The organism is Streptomyces sp. NPDC049915 (genome assembly GCF_040656475.1).
Taxonomy (GTDB): domain Bacteria; phylum Actinomycetota; class Actinomycetes; order Streptomycetales; family Streptomycetaceae; genus Streptomyces.
The window spans coordinates 1-16,651 of record NZ_JBFAMH010000010.1; the positions used below are offsets into that span (position 1 = coordinate 1).

General features: G+C 73.6%; 17 protein-coding genes. 11 read left to right on the top strand and 6 right to left on the bottom strand.

The features are described from left to right. Both AB0J12_RS18805 and AB0J12_RS18810 read right to left on the bottom strand, forming a co-directional pair. On the bottom strand, positions 1–294 hold a 294-nt coding region (locus tag AB0J12_RS18805; RefSeq protein ID WP_363265416.1), incomplete at its 3' end, for a metalloregulator ArsR/SmtB family transcription factor. 11 nt (positions 295–305) lie between these two features. Then, positions 306–1,163, bottom strand: coding sequence for a helix-turn-helix transcriptional regulator (locus AB0J12_RS18810; RefSeq protein WP_363265417.1), 858 nt, complete (start codon positions 1,161–1,163; stop codon positions 306–308). Positions 1,164–1,265: 102 nt separating this feature from the next. Here AB0J12_RS18810 and AB0J12_RS18815 point away from each other — a divergent pair, with 102 nt between their 5' ends. The 3 genes from AB0J12_RS18815 to AB0J12_RS18825 all read left to right on the top strand — a co-directional run bounded on the left by AB0J12_RS18815 (position 1,266) and on the right by AB0J12_RS18825 (position 4,305). Beyond that, the gene (locus AB0J12_RS18815) at positions 1,266–1,973 is read left to right on the top strand and encodes an SDR family NAD(P)-dependent oxidoreductase (protein WP_363265418.1); all 708 of its coding nucleotides are present in this window, start codon (positions 1,266–1,268) and stop codon (positions 1,971–1,973) included. A 77-nt stretch (positions 1,974–2,050) separates the two neighbouring features. Then, positions 2,051–2,428, top strand: coding sequence for a hypothetical protein (locus tag AB0J12_RS18820; RefSeq protein WP_363265419.1), 378 nt, complete (start codon positions 2,051–2,053; stop codon positions 2,426–2,428). A 296-nt stretch (positions 2,429–2,724) separates the two neighbouring features. Beyond that, positions 2,725–4,305 (top strand): adenosine deaminase, encoded by a 1,581-nt coding sequence (locus AB0J12_RS18825; RefSeq protein ID WP_363265420.1) that lies wholly within the window; start codon positions 2,725–2,727, stop codon positions 4,303–4,305. A 144-nt stretch (positions 4,306–4,449) separates the two neighbouring features. On the opposite strand, the gene AB0J12_RS18830 is transcribed toward AB0J12_RS18825, so the two are convergent. Next, positions 4,450–5,562, bottom strand: coding sequence for a LacI family DNA-binding transcriptional regulator (locus tag AB0J12_RS18830; RefSeq protein ID WP_363265421.1), 1,113 nt, complete (start codon positions 5,560–5,562; stop codon positions 4,450–4,452). Between the two features lie 198 nt (positions 5,563–5,760). On the opposite strand from AB0J12_RS18830, the gene AB0J12_RS18835 reads away from it, so the two are divergent. Then, complete coding sequence (locus tag AB0J12_RS18835; RefSeq protein WP_363265701.1) at positions 5,761–7,566, top strand: beta-galactosidase; 1,806 nt, start codon at positions 5,761–5,763, stop codon at positions 7,564–7,566. 100 nt (positions 7,567–7,666) lie between these two features. On the opposite strand, the gene nadE is transcribed toward AB0J12_RS18835, so the two are convergent. Together nadE and AB0J12_RS18845 are read right to left on the bottom strand one after the other, a co-directional pair. Next, entirely contained in the window at positions 7,667–8,497 is an 831-nt protein-coding gene (nadE, locus tag AB0J12_RS18840) for an ammonia-dependent NAD(+) synthetase (RefSeq protein ID WP_363265422.1), read from the bottom strand. A 32-nt stretch (positions 8,498–8,529) separates the two neighbouring features. Then, a complete protein-coding gene (locus AB0J12_RS18845; RefSeq protein WP_363265423.1) occupies positions 8,530–9,456 on the bottom strand; it encodes an SMP-30/gluconolactonase/LRE family protein in 927 nt (308 codons plus the stop codon). Between the two features lie 251 nt (positions 9,457–9,707). Here AB0J12_RS18845 and AB0J12_RS18850 point away from each other — a divergent pair, with 251 nt between their 5' ends. Then, a complete protein-coding gene (locus tag AB0J12_RS18850) occupies positions 9,708–10,904 on the top strand; it encodes an MFS transporter (protein WP_363265702.1) in 1,197 nt (398 codons plus the stop codon). 164 nt (positions 10,905–11,068) lie between these two features. On the opposite strand, the gene AB0J12_RS18855 is transcribed toward AB0J12_RS18850, so the two are convergent. Further along, positions 11,069–11,653: a TetR/AcrR family transcriptional regulator gene (locus AB0J12_RS18855; RefSeq protein WP_363265424.1), complete on the bottom strand. Its 585-nt coding sequence runs from the start codon at positions 11,651–11,653 to the stop codon at positions 11,069–11,071. A 136-nt stretch (positions 11,654–11,789) separates the two neighbouring features. Between AB0J12_RS18855 and AB0J12_RS18860 the strand changes: the two genes are divergently transcribed. The 6 genes from AB0J12_RS18860 to AB0J12_RS18885 all read left to right on the top strand — a co-directional run bounded on the left by AB0J12_RS18860 (position 11,790) and on the right by AB0J12_RS18885 (position 16,641). Continuing rightward, entirely contained in the window at positions 11,790–12,641 is an 852-nt protein-coding gene (locus AB0J12_RS18860) for a methyltransferase domain-containing protein (protein ID WP_363265425.1), read from the top strand. Between the two features lie 76 nt (positions 12,642–12,717). Then, complete coding sequence (locus AB0J12_RS18865; protein WP_363265426.1) at positions 12,718–13,764, top strand: LacI family DNA-binding transcriptional regulator; 1,047 nt, start codon at positions 12,718–12,720, stop codon at positions 13,762–13,764. Positions 13,765–13,861: 97 nt separating this feature from the next. Next, entirely contained in the window at positions 13,862–14,368 is a 507-nt protein-coding gene (locus tag AB0J12_RS18870; protein ID WP_363265427.1) for a DUF4232 domain-containing protein, read from the top strand. A 60-nt stretch (positions 14,369–14,428) separates the two neighbouring features. Then, complete coding sequence (locus AB0J12_RS18875) at positions 14,429–15,292, top strand: helix-turn-helix domain-containing protein (protein WP_363265428.1); 864 nt, start codon at positions 14,429–14,431, stop codon at positions 15,290–15,292. A 46-nt stretch (positions 15,293–15,338) separates the two neighbouring features. Further along, positions 15,339–15,794, top strand: coding sequence for a VOC family protein (locus AB0J12_RS18880; RefSeq protein WP_363265429.1), 456 nt, complete (start codon positions 15,339–15,341; stop codon positions 15,792–15,794). Positions 15,795–15,900: 106 nt separating this feature from the next. Continuing rightward, complete coding sequence (locus tag AB0J12_RS18885; RefSeq protein WP_363265430.1) at positions 15,901–16,641, top strand: maleylpyruvate isomerase family mycothiol-dependent enzyme; 741 nt, start codon at positions 15,901–15,903, stop codon at positions 16,639–16,641. Positions 16,642–16,651 lie beyond the last annotated feature (10 nt).

The window sequence follows — 16,651 nt, forward strand, 5'->3', positions numbered from 1 at the left end:
CCCGCGCCAGGCCGACTCCAGTTCGTCGAGCACCTGCCGGGCCCGGCCGACCGCGTCGGGGTCCGTGCGCACGAGCTGCTCCCGTCCGCTGCGCTGCTTGCTGACCAGGCCGGCCCGCTGCAGCACCGTGACGTGTTTCTGTACGGCGGCGAAGCTCATCGGATAGGCGTCGGCCAGCCGCGACACGGACACCCCGGCGCTGAGGCAGCGCCGGAGGATGTCGCGCCGGGTCGCGTCGGCCAGCGCGTTAAACAGCCGGTCCACGGCCTCGTCACCCAGCTCACCTACAACCATTTGGTTGTACGTTAGCCCCGTACCGACGGCGCTGTAAAGCCCTCCTGGGTACCGAGCACCGTCAGCAGGGCCAGCCGCTCGGCGTCCTCGCTGCCCGGCTCGGCGGTGAAGACCATGATCCGCAGGTCGCTGCCGGCCACGGAGAGCACATCGCAGTCGAGCGTCACCGCACCGACCCGCGGATGCCGGATGGTCTTGCGCGCCGCCGCGTGGACGCCGACCGCACCGCCGTCCCACAGCTCGGCGAAGCGGGCGCTGTGCCGGCGCAGCTCCGCGAGCAGGGCGCGCAGCCGGCGGTCGGCGGGATAGCGCGCGGCGGCGCCGCGCAGATCGGCGACGAGCGCGGCCTCGAAGGCGCGTTCCTCCTCGGGGGTGTACACGACGGGCCCGCCGGAGCCGAGGAAGTGCCGCCACACACCGTTGAGCTCCCAGCCGCGCCAGCGGGAGGAGTCGTCCATCAGCGCGGCGTACGGCGGGTTGGCGACCAGCAGCGTCCAGGTGGCGTCGTAGACCGCGACCGGGGTGCCCGACAGACGGTCCAGCAGCCGCTGCACGCTGGGCGGAACGAAGGCGGGCACCGTCGCGGGGCCCGGCGGGGCCAGCCCGGCCAGCCGGTACAGATGGTCGCGTTCGGCCGCCGACAGCCGCAGTGCCCGGGCCAGCGCCTCGACGACCTGCGAGGAGGGATTGGTGGCGCGTCCCTGTTCGAGCCGCATCACATAGTCGGCGGAGATCCCGGCCAGCTGCGCCAGTTCCTCGCGCCGCAGTCCGGCGGCTCGCCGTCGGCCGCCGGCCGGCAGACCGGCGTCCGCGGGAGCGAGCCGGTCGCGCCAGCGGTGGATCGCCGCACCCAGTTCCGCAGGAGCCATGATCCCCAGTGTGCCGCGCGGAGCGGGCTCTTAGCTGGTACCGGCGTTCCTAGGACAACCCGTCGTCTGGCTGCGCTCCCGCCGCAGGCGAACGCTGGACGCATGACGACCACACTGATCACCGGGGCCAACAAGGGTCTCGGCTTCGAGACCGCCCGCCGTGTGCTCGCCGCGGGCCACACCGTCCATCTCGGCGCCCGCGACCCCGAGCGCGGCCGGCGCGCGGCGGACCGGCTCGGGGCACGCTTCGTCCAGCTGGACGTCACCGACGACGCCTCCGTCGCCGCCGCGGTCAAGACGATCGAGTCCGAAGGCGGCCTGGACGTCCTGGTCAGCAACGCCGGCATCGAGCCCCGCCGGCCCGACGGCTCCTTCGTGGACCCGGCACAGACCACCGCGGACGCGATGCGGGCCGTGTTCGAGACGAACGTCTTCGGCATGGTCCGGGTCCTGCACGCCTTCCTGCCCCTGCTGCGGCGCTCGGCCCACCCGGTCGTGGTCAACGTCAGCCGCGGCCTGGCCGCCACCGCGGCCCTGGCCGACCCGAGGTCACCGGCCCACTTCTACCCCGACGTCGCGTATCCGTCGTCCAAGGCCGCGGTCAACATGCTCACCGTGCAGTACGCCAAGGCGTTCCCCGGCATCCGGATCAACGCCGCCGACCCCGGGTTCACCGCCACGGACCTCAACCACCACACCGGCACCCAGACAGTGGAAGAGGGCGCGGAGGTCATCGTGCGCCTGGCCCGCGTGGGCGCGGACGGCCCGACGGGCACCTTCCAGAACGCCGCGGGTGTGCTGCCCTGGTGAGGCGGGACCGGAGGGCCGGCGGCCGAAGAACAGAGGGCCTACGACGGGGCGCGGAGCGGCTTGGATAGAGTCGGCCCATGTCACACCCTGACAAGCTGCTGGTCGACATCGCCGCGCACGTGGAATCCGGTCACAGCACACAGATGTCGCTGACCGTGGTCGTGGACGGAGCCGTGATCACCGGGCGGCTCGCGCCCGAGACGGTCTGGCGTCAGCGGGTCGCCGAAGTACTGCGCGACTCCGAGCGACTCAGCCCGTTCGCCGGGATCTTCACCGCGGGCCACGAGGAGCCGGACCCCTCCGATCCCCCCAGGCCGCCCACACACCTGCATTTCCACCTGGCGCGGATCATCCAGGGCACCACGGGCATCCCCGAGAGCGGCGGCATGTACCGCGTCGCCATCGGGGACGTCACCGCCTGGACCATCGGGGACGTCCGCTACTCCGACACCTGAGCCACCACCTTCACACCTCGACCGGGACCGGCCGCGGCACGCAACGTCGCGGCCGGCAGGACGAGTTCGGCGCCGTCACGGGCGGCCGCGAAGCCCCCGTGGTGCCGACCGCCCGCTCTGCCGTGGTGCCACGGGAGTGAGTGCGGCCGGGCCGCGAGATCCGGTACTCAAGCCCGCGTCGTGGGTGGTTGCCTCCCTCCGCCTCGCGTCAGCGGCGGTTGACCGGTATCGCCTCCGCGAGTGATCGCCCGGTGCGCTGCCGGGGCACCCGGTCCGCGCGTGATGATCATGGGGCGGTGACGTACAACTCCCCACTCCCCCGCCGTCGCGGCCTGCTGGTCACCGCCGCGCTCGGCGTGCTGAGTCTCCTGCCCGTGCCGCCCGCGCACGCCGCCGCGTCCGCGCCCCGGCCGGCCACGCCCTCCGAGCGGACCGCCGACGCCTACCTGCACGTCGTACGCGACGACCCACGGCTGCTGCGCCGCTTCTTCGAGGCCATGCCCAAGGGCGGCGAGCTGCACAACCACCTCTCCGGTGCGGTGACGACCGAGTACCTGATCGAGCTGGCCGCCGAGGACGGGCTGTGCGTCGACACCACGACGATGACCGCGGTGGCCCCGCCCTGCGGGCCCGGCACCCGGCCGGCCGGCGACGCGCGCACCGACCGCGCCTTCCACGACGCGCTGGTGCGGGAGTGGTCCATGCAGGACTTCCCGCCGGACGGCAACGGCCACGACCACTTCTTCGACAGCTTCGGCAAGTTCGGCGAGGTGACCTGGCGGCATCGCGGCAAGCTGCTCTCCGAGGTCGCCGACACCGTCGTACGCAACAACCAGTTCTATCTGGAGACCATGGTCTCGCCCGCGTCCGACGGCGCGAAGAAGCTCGCCGGTGAGGTCGGGTGGGATGCCGATCTGGCCCGCCTGCACGGCAAGCTGACGGCCGGCGGGAAGCTCGACGCGCTGGTGGCCGAGGCCCGCAAGGAGGCCGACGACTCCGACGCCGAGTTCCGTGCGACGTCGCGTTGCGGCACGCGGCAGGCCCGGCCGGGGTGCGGGCTTCAGGTGCGGTGGATCTCGCAGGTGTCGCGGGGCAGCGCACCGGAGCGGGTGTTCACGCAGCTGGCCCTCGGGATGCGGCTCGCGGAGCGCGACCAGCGGTTCGTCGCGGTCAACCTCGTGCAGCCGGAGGACTGGGACAGCTCACTGCGCGACTACAGCCTGCAGATGCGGATGGTGCAGTACCTGCGGGGTGTCTATCCCAAGGCCCATGTCACGCTGCACGCCGGGGAGTTGTGGCCCGGGCTCGTCAAGCCGGCCGATCTGAGGTTCCACATCGCCCAGGCGGTGAAGGTCGCCGGGGCCGAGCGGATCGGGCACGGGGTGGACCTGGTCCACGAGGACGACTGGAAGCGTACGGCGAGGACCATGGCGGACCGGGAGGTCGCCGTCGAGGTGCCGTTCAGCAGCAACGCGCAGATCCTCGGGGTACGGGGGGACGATCATCCCTTCGCCACGTACCGCGCCTTCGGCGTGCCGGTGGTGCTGGCCACCGATGATCCCGGGGTGAGCCGGATCGACATCGCGCACGAGTACCAGTACGCCGCGCAGACGTACGGGCTGTCGTATCCGGAGCTGAAGGATCTCGCCCGGGCCTCGCTCGAGTACGCGTTCCTGCCGGGGCAGAGTCTGTGGCGGGGCAATCCGACGCGGGGCGGGTATGTGACGGTGGCGGCCTGCCGGGGCGTCGAGCCCGGGCGGGACATGCCGGGGGGTGCGTGTCGTCGGCTTCTCGCCGACAGCCCCAAGGCTGCCGTCGAATGGCGTCAGGAGTCCGCGTTCCGGGGCTTCGAACGGGCGGTGGGGCTGGGACGCTGACGCTCCGCCGGGGGCCGTCGTGGGGTGCGTTGGGGTCGCTCCTGCGGCGGTCCCTGCGGGAGCGTTGGGATTGCGTGCTTTCGCCTGCGGCGGCCCCCGCGGGCTTCGTTGTGTGTGGTTGCTCGCACAGTTCCCCGCACCCCTTCATGCCTGCGGCGGCCCCTGCGGGTGTGGGGTGGTTGCCCGCGCCGTTCCCCGCGCCGCTTGGGCGCCCGCGGCGTCCCCTTCGCGCCGTGCGCGGCCGCGGGTCGTGCTGGCGCGGACCTTCAGGCGGGGTTCCACCAGCGCCGGTTCCGCGCGGGCGTCGGGGTCCTCGATGTGGCGCAGCAGGTGGGCCACGGCCAGGGCGCCCATCTGGGTGAACGGCTGGGCCACCGTGGTCAGGGAGGGCGAGCAGTACTCGGCGAGTTCGATGTCGTCGACGCCGACGACGGAGATGTCGTCGGGCACGCGGCGGCCCAGTTCGTGCAGGGCCCGGATCACGCCGAAGGCCATCTCGTCGCTGGCGACGAAGACCGCCGTCGCGTCGGGGATGCGGCCGAGGATCAGGCCGTTGCGGTAACCGGACGCGGGTGACCAGTCGCCCTCCAGCGGGGGCGGGACCGCGCGGCCGGCCTCCTGAAGGGTCGCGCGCCAGCCGTCCCGGCGGGCCGCCGCTTCCAGCCACTCCTCGGGGCCCGCGATGTGCCAGACCGTGTCGTGGCCGAGGTCGAGCAGGTGGCGGGTGGCGAGGCGGGCGGCCAGGGTCTGGTCGACGGCGACCACCTCGGTGGCGGCGGTGCGGGAGCCGTCGATGGTGATGGTGGGGACGGAGCGGGTGAGCTGTTCGATCCGCGGGCTGGTGTGGGTGAGCGGCACGGACAGGATCACGCCCTCGACGTCCTGGTCGGCCAGACGGGAGAGGGCGTCCTCGATGGCGGAGGTGTCGAGCGAGGCCGTCGTCGCCGTGCTGACCGTGTAGCCGGCCTCGCGGGCCGCGTTCTCGATGCCGGAGGTGACGGCGGCGCGCGAGTAGAACGTGGTCTGCAGGGTCACCACGCCGATGGTGCGGCTGCGTCCGGAGGACAGTGCGCGGGCGGCGCTGTTGCGGCGGTAGCCGAGCTGTTCGACGGCGGCCAGGACCTTGGTGCGGGTCTTCTCCTGCACGTTCGGGTGCCCGGAGAGCACGCGGGAGACGGTCTGTGCCGAGACCCCCGCGAGCCGGGCCACGTCCGCCATGGCGGGTGGTCTGTCCACTGCGGCAGTCCGATGTGCCATGTGCCCCTTCCCCGGGTCGGTGGGCTCGATGATATCGCCCACATGGCGGGGCCGGTGCGGGGCTGGACGGCCGGTGGCCACGCCTGTTGGCATCGATAACATTCTCTGCCATAGTTGCGGCCGTCGGCAGTCTGTAAGGGGAGATGTATGGAGCGGTCCGTTGCCCGTCGAGGAGCGTCCTCCCCGGGCGGGATATCGATAACACATCGCGGTCACGGCGCGGCGGCTCCCCTTCTGACGTACGCCGACGGAGCGCTGCTGCGCGCCGGGCGGCCGCACCGTGTGCTTGCCGGCTCCTTGCACTACTTCCGGGTGCACCCCGGGCAGTGGGCCGACCGGCTGTACCGACTCGCCGCGCTCGGGCTGAACACCGTGGACACGTATGTGCCGTGGAACTTCCACGAGCGCGCGCCGGGGGACGTCCGCTTCGACGGCCGGCGCGATGCCGCCCGCTTCCTGCGGCTGGCGCAGGAGCGGGGGCTGGACGCGATCGTGCGGCCCGGGCCGTACATCTGTGCCGAGTGGGACAACGGGGGGCTGCCCGCCTGGCTGACCGGCAGGCCCGGCGTGCAACTGCGGACCTCCGACCCGTCGTTCCTGGACGCGGTGGGCCGCTGGTTCGACCACGTCGTGCCGCGCATCGCGGAGTTGCAGGCCGGCCGCGGTGGGCCCGTCGTCGCGGTGCAGATCGAGAACGAGTACGGCAGTTACGGGGACGACGCGGCCTATCTGCGCTGGGTGCGCGACGCCCTGGTCGAGCGGGGGATCACCGAGCTGCTCTACACCGCCGACGGCCCGACCGCGCTGATGCAGGAGGGGGGCAGCGTGCCAGGGGAGCTGGCGGCGGCCACGTTCGGTTCGCGGCCCGAGGAGGCGGCCGCGCTGCTGCGGGCACGCCGGCCGGGGGAGCCGTTCCTGTGCGCGGAGTTCTGGAACGGCTGGTTCGACCACTGGGGCGAGAAGCACCACATACGCTCGGCCCGCAGCGCCGCCGAGGACGTCGGCGGCATCCTCGACGCGGGCGGCTCGGTCAGCCTGTACATGGCGCACGGCGGCACCAACTTCGGTCTGTGGGCGGGCGCCAACCATGACGGCGAGCGGCTCCGACCGACCGTCACCAGCTACGACTCGGACGCGCCGATCGCCGAACACGGGGCGCTCACCGAGAAGTTCTTCGCACTGCGGGAGCGGCTGGCCGCCGTGCGCGGTTGCGATCTGCCCTCGGTGCCCGCCGATCCGCCGGTGCTTGCGCCCCGCTCCCTTCCTGTGACGCACGGCGCCGCCCTGCTGGACGCGTTGCGCGCGACGGGCGAACCGGTGCGGGCCCCGGTGCCGCTCGGTTTCGAGCAGCTCGGTCAGTCGGCAGGTCTGGTGCTGTACGCGGCCGAACCGCTGCTGCCCGAGGGCCGCCACGAGGTGACGGTGACCGGACTGCACGACCGGGCCCAGGTGTTCGTCGACGGCGCACCCGTGGCCGTACTCGAGACGGAGTCCGCCTCGTTCACGGTGGACGGGGCCGGGGGGCGGGTCCGGCTGGCGCTGCTCGTGGAGAACCAGGGCCGGATCAACTACGGGCCGCTGCTCGGCCAGGGCAAGGGAATCCTCGGCGGGGTGCGGGTGGAGCGCCGGCTGGTGCACGGCTGGACCATGTACCGGCTGCCGCTGGACGAGTGGACGGCGCGGGACTTGGCGGTTGCCACGGCGGCGGCGCCGGCCGACGGACGGGCGGGACTCGCCACCGCGACCCTCACCGTCAGCGAGCCCACCGACACCTTTCTGCGTCTGCCCGGTTTCGGCAAGGGGTTCGTCTGGGTCAACGAGACGCTGCTCGGGCGTTATTGGGACGTCGGCCCGCAGAGCACCTACTACGTCCCGGGGCCGATGCTGCGGCCGGGTGAGAACACCCTGACGGTCCTGGAGCTCGAACACCTCGGTGAGCGCATCGCCCTGGAGGACCGGCCGGACCTCGGTCCGCCCGAGGAGTACGTCGAGACCTTCGACTGACAAGGACGGCGGCTCACGCCGGGGCCGGGCAGAGAACGGACGGCTTCCCTGCCCGGGCCCGGCTCGGACGGCGATCAGCCGGCGTCCGGGCCCGGCCGGCTCACGGGGCGATCGGCAGGCGGCGCTTGTGCTCCGTGATCCGGTAGCGGTGGACGATGGCGGCGAAGGCCTCCTCGCCGACCGGCTTGCCCTCGAGGAAGTCGTCGATGTCGTCGTAGGTGACGCCGAGGGCGTCCTCGTCGGGCCGGCCTGGGTTCAGCGTCTCCAGGTCGGCGGTCGGCGTCTTCCACACCAGCTCGGCGGGTGCGCCGAGGGCGTCCGCCAGCGCCCGCACGCGCCGCTTGGTGAGGCCGGTGAGCGGCACCACGTCGGCGGCGCCGTCGCCGTACTTGGTGAAGAAGCCGGAGACCGCCTCGGCCGCATGGTCGGTGCCGACGACCAGGCCGTCGTGCGCGCCGGCGACCGCGTACTGGGCGATCATGCGCTGCCTGGCCTTGACGTTGCCGTGCACGAAGTCCTGGTGGTGGTCGTCGCGGAAGACCGTGTCACCGGCCAGCAGTGCCGCCAGGGCCGCGTCGCTCGCGGGCCGGATGTCGACGGTCAGCACGCGGTCGGGCCGGATGAACTCCAGCGCCCGCTGCGCGTCGTGCTCGTCGGCCTGGACGCCGTAGGGCAGCCGCATCGCGAAGAACGTCGCCTCGTGCCCGGCCGCCCGGGCCCGCTCCACGGCGAGCTGGCACAGCCGGCCCGCGGTGGAGGAGTCCACGCCACCGCTGATGCCCAGCACCAGGGCGCGCAGGCCGGTGGAGGTCAGCCGGTCGGCGAGGAACGCCACCCGCCGCTCGATCTCGCGCTGTGCGTCGAAGTCGGCGCTCACCTCCAGCTCGCGGGCGATCTCCTGCTGCACGGCCATGGACGCCGGGTCGGTCACGGTTGCTCCTTCGGTACGGGTCTGCTGGGTCTTCAGGGACGGGTACCCGGCAACGGCGGGGTACCCGTGACGGACATGACCAGGGAGTACAGGGCGGTGTCGGCGGCGATGAACAGGCGGTTGCGCTTGGCGCCGCCGAAGCGGATGTTGGCGACGACGTCAGGGACCAGGATGCGGCCGAGGAGGGTGCCGTCGGGGTCGTAGCAGTGCACGCCGCCGTCCAGGGCGGCGGCCCACAGGCGGCCGGCGTCGTCGAAGCGGATGTTGTCGAAGCTGCCGGCCTTGCACTCGGCGAAGACCTCGCCCTCGCCGAGGGTGCCGTCCTCGCGGACGTCGAAGACGCGGATGTGGTTGGCGCGGCTGTCGGAGACGTACAGCCGGCGCTCGTCGCGGGAGAAGACGAGCCCGTTGGGTCCGCTGAAGCCGTCGGCGACGAGCCGGACCTCGCCGGTGCCGGGGTCCACGCGGTAGACGTTGCAGGCGCCGATCTCGCTGTCGGCGCGGTGGCCCTCGTAGTCGGTGGTGATCCCGAAGTCGGGGTCGGAGAACCAGATCGAACCGTCGGACTTCACGGCGGCGTCGTTCGGGCTGTTGAGCCGCTTGCCCCGGAACCGCTCGGCGAGCACGGTGAGGGAACCGTCGTGTTCGGTGCGGGTGACGCGGCGGTTGCCCTGCTCGCAGGTGATCAGGCGGCCCTCGCGGTCCAGGGTGTTGCCGTTGGGGTGGCCGGCGGGCGTTCGGAAGACGCCGACCGCGCCGGTGGTCTCGTCCCAGCGCAGCAGGCGGTCGTTGGGGATGTCGCTCCACAGCACGTACCGGCCGGCCGGCACGTAGAGCGGGCCCTCGGCCCAGCGGCAGCCGTCGTAGAGCTTCTCCAGCCGCGAGTCGCCCGCGTGGCACCGGCCCGTACGGAACCGCTCGTCGAGTATCTCGTAGAGCTGCGGTCGCTCACCGGGCATGCCGTCACCTCCACCGTACCTGCGGACATCGCTCAGACGATACGTCACGGCGCGCGCCCGGCTCGGTCCTGGGCCGGGCCTCCCGCGCTGGTCAGCCCGGTGGGACGGGCGGGCCGGTGACGCCTCGCGCCCGTACCGGGCGCCTCCGCGTCGCGGGGACGCTCCGCCCCGCCAATCCCCTTGCTCCGTCCGGCACGGGCTTCTAGCCTGACTTTGTGCCGCAAATAAACAAAACCCGTTCGCACAACGCCGTGCCGGGTCACCAGCCCCCACTCGTCCGACTCCGTATCGTCCTGACCGCCTTCTTCGCCCTCGACGGCTTCGTCTTCGCCGGCTGGGTGGTGCGCATCCCCGCCATCAAGCACCAGACCGGCGCCTCCGCGAGCGGCCTCGGCCTCGCGCTCCTCGGTGTCTCCGCCGGGGCGGTGATCACCATGACGCTGACCGGCCGGCTGTGCCGCCGTTACGGCAGCCACCGGGTGACCGTCGTCTGCGCCGTCCTGCTCTCCCTCAGCGTGGCCCTTCCCCCGCTCACCCACTCGGCGCCGACGCTGGGGGCGGTCCTCCTCGTTTTCGGCGCGGCCTACGGCGGCATCAACGTGGCCTTCAACAGCGCGGCGGTCGACCTGATCGCGGTGATGCGGCGGCCGATCATGCCCAGCTTCCACGCGGCCTTCAGCCTGGGCGGCATGGTCGGCGCCGGGCTGGGCGGCCTGGTGGCGGGACGGTTCACGCCGACCCAGCACCTGCTCGGCCTGACGGTCATCGGGCTGGTCATGACGGCCGTGGCGGGCCGGCCGTTGCTCCGGTACGGCGGCCTGGTGCCGCAGGCAATGGCGGACGGGGAGGCCGCGGCGCCCGGTGAGACCGCGGGGCAGGCACCGGGGCGGCGTCCTGACCGGCGCACCCGGGGGCTGGTCGTCGTCTTCGGGCTGATCGCGCTGTGCACCGCCTACGGCGAGGGCGCGATGGCGGACTGGGGCGCCCTGCATCTCGAGCAGGACCTCGGCACCTCGGCCGCCTTGGCCGCAGCCGGCTACTCCTGCTTCGCGCTGGCGATGACGCTCGGCCGGCTCACCGGGACGACCCTGCTGGAACGGCTCGGCCGCACCCGCACCGTCGTCGCGGGCGGCGCGATCGCCTCAGCCGGGATGTTCCTCGCCTCGCTCGCGCCGTCCGCCTGGGCCGCCCTGCTGGGCTTTGCCGTGACGGGGCTCGGCCTCGCCAACCTCTTCCCGGTCGCGGTGGAACGGGCGGGCGCGCTCGCCGGCCCGAGCGGCGTCGCCGTCGCCTCCACCCTCGGGTACGGCGGCATGCTGCTCGGCCCGCCCGCGATCGGTTTCATGGCCGACTGGTTCTCCCTGCCCGTGGCCCTGACGAGCGTGGCGGTCCTGGCGGCGATCGCGGCGGCGGTCGGCTTCGCGACGCGCGGATCGGCGGTCCGCTGACCCGGACGGGTCGATGGCGCGGCAGGGTCACACGACGACGGGGCGACGGACCCGTGAGCGGCGGTCGGCTTCGCGACGCGCGAGACAGCGGACCGCTGACCCGGACGGGCCGACAAGGCGGGGCGGCGCTCCCCTGATCGGGCGGCAGCGCCGCCCCGGCCCTCCTAGCCGCCCACCAACGCGGCCACCAGGCGCTCCATCGGTGCCTGTGGGTCCGGGGCGCCCGGCCAGCCGGTCATCAGCAGATGGTGGGCGGTGCCCACGACGGCGAGGGCCGCCGTGCCCGGGTCGACGGTGTCCCCCACCCTGCCGAGCCGCTGCTCGGCCTCCAGATAGCCGGTGATGGCCTGCTGGATCGCCGTGAAGCCGGGCGCCCCGCCCTCCAGGGCCTGGCGGATGCGCAGCGCGGCGGCGGGGCGGGTCATGGCCAGGCCGGAGATGGCCGGGCCGCCGGAGTCGAACAGGGCGAGGGCGACGGCGTTGAGGTTCTCCGCCACCGCGCCCTGTCCGACGCGCCCGGACAGGGCATCGGCCTGCGCCGCCGTACGCGCGAAGCGGTCGAGGCACAGCTCGGCCACGAACTCGTCCAGGCCCGCGAAGTGCGCGTGCAGCAGGCCCTTGGCGCAGCCCGCCTCGGTGGTGACGGCACGGCTGGTGAGCGCGCCCGGCCCGTCCCTCTCCACGACCCGCTCCGCCGCCGCGAACAGCCGCTCGCGCGCGTCCGGCGTCGCCACTCCACGCGGTGACATGAACCCCTCTTCCGTCGCGCCGCTGCGCCCTCCCGCGGCGCAACGCCTCGGATCGTAACCGCCATTGCCAGTTTGGGCACATGCCCATACTGTTTGGGCGTACGCCCATTCTCCGCCCTCGAGCACAGGAGGCACCATGCCGGACGTCGTCAACACCGAGCAGGCGCAGGCGTGGAACGGCCCGGAAGGCGACCACTGGGCCCACCACCAGGACCGCTGGAACGCCGTGAACCAGGGCTTCAACGAGCCGCTCCTCGACGCCGCCGGGATCACCGGTGCCCACCGGGTCCTCGACCTCGGCTGCGGCACCGGACAGACCACGCGGCTCGCCGCACTCCGGGCACCGCGCGGGCACGCGGTGGGTCTCGACCTGTCCGGCCCGATGCTGGCCGCCGCACGGGACCGGGCAGAACGGGAGGGCATCGCCAACGTCTCCTTCGTCCAGGGCGACACGCAGGTGCACCCCTTCGAGGCGGACACGTACGACGCGGCGATCAGCCGCTACGGGGTGATGTTCTTCGCCGACCCCGCCGCCGCCTTCGGCAACGTGGGCCGTGCCCTGCGCCCCGGCGGGCGGCTCGCGTTCGTCTGCCCGGCCGAGGCCTCGCTCAACGACTGGGTGACGGCGATCGCGTCACTGCGCGGCCTCCTGCCCGTCGGGGACTTCGGGGCCCCGGGCCTTCCCGGCATGTTCTCGCTGGCCGCACCGGACCGCCTTCGCGCCGTCCTCACCACGGCCGGCTTCACGGATGTCGACGTCCAGCAGGTGCAGGCCCAGGGAACGTGGGGGGCCGACGCCGAGGACGCGGCGGCTTTCCTGCTGGGTACCGGCCCCGGCCGCCACCTGCTGGAGCAGGCCGACGCGACCGCCCGGGCCCGCGCCCACAGCACGCTCACCGCCCATCTGCGCCACCACGAGGCGGCGGACGGCACGGTCCGGCTGCGCAGCACGTCCTGGCTGGTCACGGCGGACGGGCCGGCCGGCTGAGCGGTCCCGGGGCGGAAGCGGTCTCCTGGGGGCCTCTGGTCGCTACGATCGCGGCAGCACAAGGGGGTGGGACGACGTGGCGGCCAGACCGAGGATCAAGGACGTGGCGGAGTACGCGGGCGTCTCCCCCAAGACGGTGTCCAACGTGATCAACGACTTCGAGCACGTCTCCGCGCACACCCGCGCCGCCGTCCAGGAGGCGATCCGGGTGCTGGGCTACCGCGTCAACCTCGCCGGACGCCGGCTGCGCCAGGGCCGTACAGGCATGATCACCCTCGCGGTGCCCGAGCTGGACGTGGCGTACTTCGCCGAGCTGGCCAAGCATGTGATGGCGGAGGCGGAGCGGCGCGGGCGCACCGTGCTGCTGCACCAGACCGGCGGCGTGCGGGAGCGGGAGCTTGCGGCGCTGCACGGCTTCGACGCGCAGTTCTCCGACGGTGTGATCCTCAGCCCGCTGTCCCTGCTCCCCCGCGACCTCGCCACCCGGGACCCACGGCTGCCGGTGGTGCTGCTCGGTGAGCGGTCCGCCGAGGGCGGCGCCGACCACGTCGGCATCGACAACGTACGGGCGGCGCGGGAGGCCGCCGCCCATCTGCTCGCGCGGGGCCGGCGCCGGATCGCCGTCGTCGGCGGGACCGTGCGCGGCCCGCAGGGCACCGGCCGGCTGCGCACCGACGGCTACCGCCAGGCGCTGCGGGCTGCGGGGGTGCGGTTCGACGCGGACCTGGTGGTGCCGGTGGACGCCTTCCTCTGGCAGGACGGCGCGCGGGCGGCGGCCGCGCTGATGGACCGCGATCCGCGGCCCGACGCCCTGCTCTGCCTCAACGACCACCTCGCCCTCGGCGCGTTGCGCGCGCTGCACGAGCGGGGACGGAGCGTGCCGGACGAGGTGGACGTGGTCGGCTTCGACGACATCGAGGCCTCCCGTTTCAGCGTGCCGAGCCTGACCACGGTGGCCCCCGACAAACAGGGTATCGCCCGGGCCGCGGTGTCCCTGCTCGTGGGGCGCATCGACGCACCGGACACGGTGGCCGTACGGGACGAGGTGGTGGAGCACCGGCTCATCGTGCGGGAGAGCACGGGCGGTCGTGACACGTCGGATGCAACCTTCACCGGGGCATAGGTGTCTCAAGGAGCAGAGACGCAATTGCGGCTTTCACGGCCATCGGCCCACATCCTTCACCGGGCCGTCGACACACATCCCACGGAGGTGTCGTGCCATGCCACTCACCCTCTCCCTCCCCCGCAAGCTGGCCGCCGCCGGCCTCGCGGCCGCGGTCGTCGCCGGCGGAGCCGCCGCCGCTGCCGTGGCCGCGCAGCCGGCGAGCGCCGCGGTGCCCACGTGCGCCGCGAGCAACCTGTACCTCTCCATGGGGCGCCAGGACCACGGCGCCGGCCAGCTGTACTGGCCCCTGCGGTTCACCAACACCGGCACCGGCTCCTGCGCGCTGCGCGGGTACCCCGGCGTGAGCGTGCTGGACGTCGCCCACCGGCAGACCGGTCCGGCGGCCACACGCACCGGGCAGTCGGTCGCCACGGTGACGCTGCGCCCGGCGCAGACGGTCAGCGCCGTGATCCACACGACCAACGGCCCGATCGGCGGCCCGTGCCGGCCCACCGGCACGTATCTGCGGGTCTATCCGCCCGGCTCGCGCCAGGCCCTCCTGGTTCCCGCGTCGCTCCGCGTCTGCTCGAACGTCTTCACCGTCACACCGATATCACGCTGACCGCGGTCCACGGTCCGCGAGCCACAGTGCGCAGTGCGCAGTGCGCGGGACAATGTCCCCATGGCGCCCGAGACGAGCGGCCCCGTGGACGAGGCCCTGCACACGGCCCCCGCAGCCCCGCTGCGCGGCCTGGTGGGCTGGTACTCGGGCTACCGTCAGCGCGGCGTCCCGCACGGCCGGCACCTCGGGCTGCCGTCGCCGTGGCTGACCCTGATCCTCACCCTCGACGAGCCGCTCAGCATCGCCGCGCACCCCGACCCGCGGGCGCCCGGTGGTGACTACCCGACGCTGCTGGGCGGACTGCACCTGGCGCCGGCGCACATCGCCGTGCCCGGCCGCCAGTCCGGCGTCCAGGTGGCGCTCAGCCCCCTCGGGGCCCGGCTGCTGCTGGGGCTGCCGGCGGGCGAGCTGGCCGGTACGGACGTGCCCGCCGGCGACGTGCTGGGCGCCGAGGTGGCCGAGGTGCACGAACGGCTGCGCTCGGCCGCCGACTGGCCGGCCCGCTTCGCCGTCGTCGACGGCTGGCTGCTGCGCCGTCTGGCCCGGCACACGGCCCCGGCCGCCGAGGTCGCGCCCGAGGTCGTCCAGGCGTGGCAGCGGCTGCTCGCGGACGGCGGCCGGGTACGGATCGACGCGCTCGCCGCCGAGGTCGGCTGGAGCGACCGGCATCTGCGCACCCGTTTCCGCCAGGAGATCGGCCTGACGCCGAAGGCGGCGGCCCGCGTCGTCCGCTTCGACCGGGCCAGGCGCCGGCTCGCCGCCCGGCCGCACCGGCCCGGCCTCGCCGGCCTGGCCGCCGACCTGGGCTACGCCGACCAGTCGCACCTGGACCGCGAGTTCACGGCGCTGGCGTCCTGCGCCCCGAGCGTGTGGCTCGCCAGGGAGTTCCGAAACATCCAAGCCGGGCACAGCCCGCCCGCCTGATCCTGACGGTGTCGGCACCCGATCCTCACCGAAGGGAACCACCGCCATGAGCACGAACCCGCAGACCACGACCGCCCCGGCCGGTACCTCACCGCGCCCGCCCGCGCCGCAGGTCTGGCCGACCCTGCGCGCCCGGGACGCGCGCGCCCTCATCCGCTTCCTGGTGGACGCCTTCGGCTTCCGGGAGACCGTCGTGTACGACAGCGACCGGGACGACGACCTGGTGCAGCACGCGGAGCTGGCCTGGCCGGAGGGCGGCGGCGTCATGCTGGGCTCGCTGCGTCCGGACGCGAAGCAGGACGCGTGGCGTTTCCAGCCGGGCTCCTTCGGCGCGTACGTCGTCACGGCCGACCCGGACGCGGTGTACGCGCGCGCCACGGCGGCCGGCGCCGAGATCGTCTCCGAGCCGCACGTCACCGACTACGGCTCCCGCGACTTCGCCGCCCGCGACCCCGAGGGCAACCTGTGGAACTTCGGCACGTATCCCGGCGAACCGCGCTGAGGCGCCCCCCGCACGGCTCCGCAGGGCGCCGTCCACACCCCGGTGAAGCGTCCGCCGTTCGGGCGGGCCTGCCCTCGGGCCCGCTCCATCCGGCACACTCCCTCCCATGGAGACAGCCGACTTCGTTGACATCCTGAGCCGTGAGGGCGCCCTGCTGGCCGCGTCCGCCGAGGAGGCGGGGCCGGAGGCGAAGGTGCCGACCTGCCCCGACTGGCAGGTGCGGGACCTGCTGCGGCACACCGGCGCCGTACACCGCTGGGCGGCCCGCTTCGTCGCCGAGGGCATCACCGAGCCGCGGCCCATCGACGCCGAACCGGAGCTGGACGGCGGGGAGCTGCTGCGCTGGTACCGGGACAGCCACCGCAACCTGGTCGACACCCTGGCGGCGGCCCCGGCGGACGCGCCTGCCTGGACGTTCCTTCCCGCGCCCGTCGCCTCCGCGCTGACCTTCTGGGCCCGCCGGCAGGCGCACGAGACGGCGATCCACCGCTATGACGCCGAGTCCGCGCGCGGCGGCACGCCCACCCCGATCGGCACCCGCTTCGCGGCGGACGGCATCGACGAGCTGCTGCGCGGCTTCCACGCCCGGCCGAAGAGCCGCGTGCGGACCGAGGAGCCGCGGGTCCTGCGCGTGCGCGCCACGGACACGGACGACGCGGTGTGGACCGTACGGCTGTCGGCGGAGCCGCCCGTGGCCGTGCCCGGCGACTCCGGCGAGGCGGAGACCGAACTGGCCGGTGGAGCCGAGCAGTTGTACCTGGCGCTGTGGAACCGCGTCCCGGTGCCGTCCGTGACGGGTGACCCCGCACTGGCCAACCTGTGGCGGGAGAAGTCGGCGATCATCTGATCCCGGGGTA

What these genes read in the sequence shown, in the direction of transcription:
- AB0J12_RS18810 (WP_363265417.1), bottom strand. Translation starts at nt 1,163, where the DNA reads ATGGCTCCTGCGGAACTGGGTGCGGCGATCCACCGCTGGCGCGACCGG.
- AB0J12_RS18845 (WP_363265423.1), bottom strand. Translation starts at nt 9,456, where the DNA reads ATGCCCGGTGAGCGACCGCAGCTCTACGAGATACTCGACGAGCGGTTC.
- AB0J12_RS18870 (WP_363265427.1), top strand. Translation starts at nt 13,862, where the DNA reads ATGCCACTCACCCTCTCCCTCCCCCGCAAGCTGGCCGCCGCCGGCCTC.
- AB0J12_RS18875 (WP_363265428.1), top strand. Translation starts at nt 14,429, where the DNA reads ATGGCGCCCGAGACGAGCGGCCCCGTGGACGAGGCCCTGCACACGGCC.
- AB0J12_RS18815 (WP_363265418.1), top strand. Translation starts at nt 1,266, where the DNA reads ATGACGACCACACTGATCACCGGGGCCAACAAGGGTCTCGGCTTCGAG.
- AB0J12_RS18855 (WP_363265424.1), bottom strand. Translation starts at nt 11,653, where the DNA reads ATGTCACCGCGTGGAGTGGCGACGCCGGACGCGCGCGAGCGGCTGTTC.
- AB0J12_RS18820 (WP_363265419.1), top strand. Translation starts at nt 2,051, where the DNA reads ATGTCACACCCTGACAAGCTGCTGGTCGACATCGCCGCGCACGTGGAA.
- AB0J12_RS18880 (WP_363265429.1), top strand. Translation starts at nt 15,339, where the DNA reads ATGAGCACGAACCCGCAGACCACGACCGCCCCGGCCGGTACCTCACCG.
- AB0J12_RS18830 (WP_363265421.1), bottom strand. Translation starts at nt 5,562, where the DNA reads ATGGCACATCGGACTGCCGCAGTGGACAGACCACCCGCCATGGCGGAC.
- AB0J12_RS18885 (WP_363265430.1), top strand. Translation starts at nt 15,901, where the DNA reads ATGGAGACAGCCGACTTCGTTGACATCCTGAGCCGTGAGGGCGCCCTG.
- AB0J12_RS18860 (WP_363265425.1), top strand. Translation starts at nt 11,790, where the DNA reads ATGCCGGACGTCGTCAACACCGAGCAGGCGCAGGCGTGGAACGGCCCG.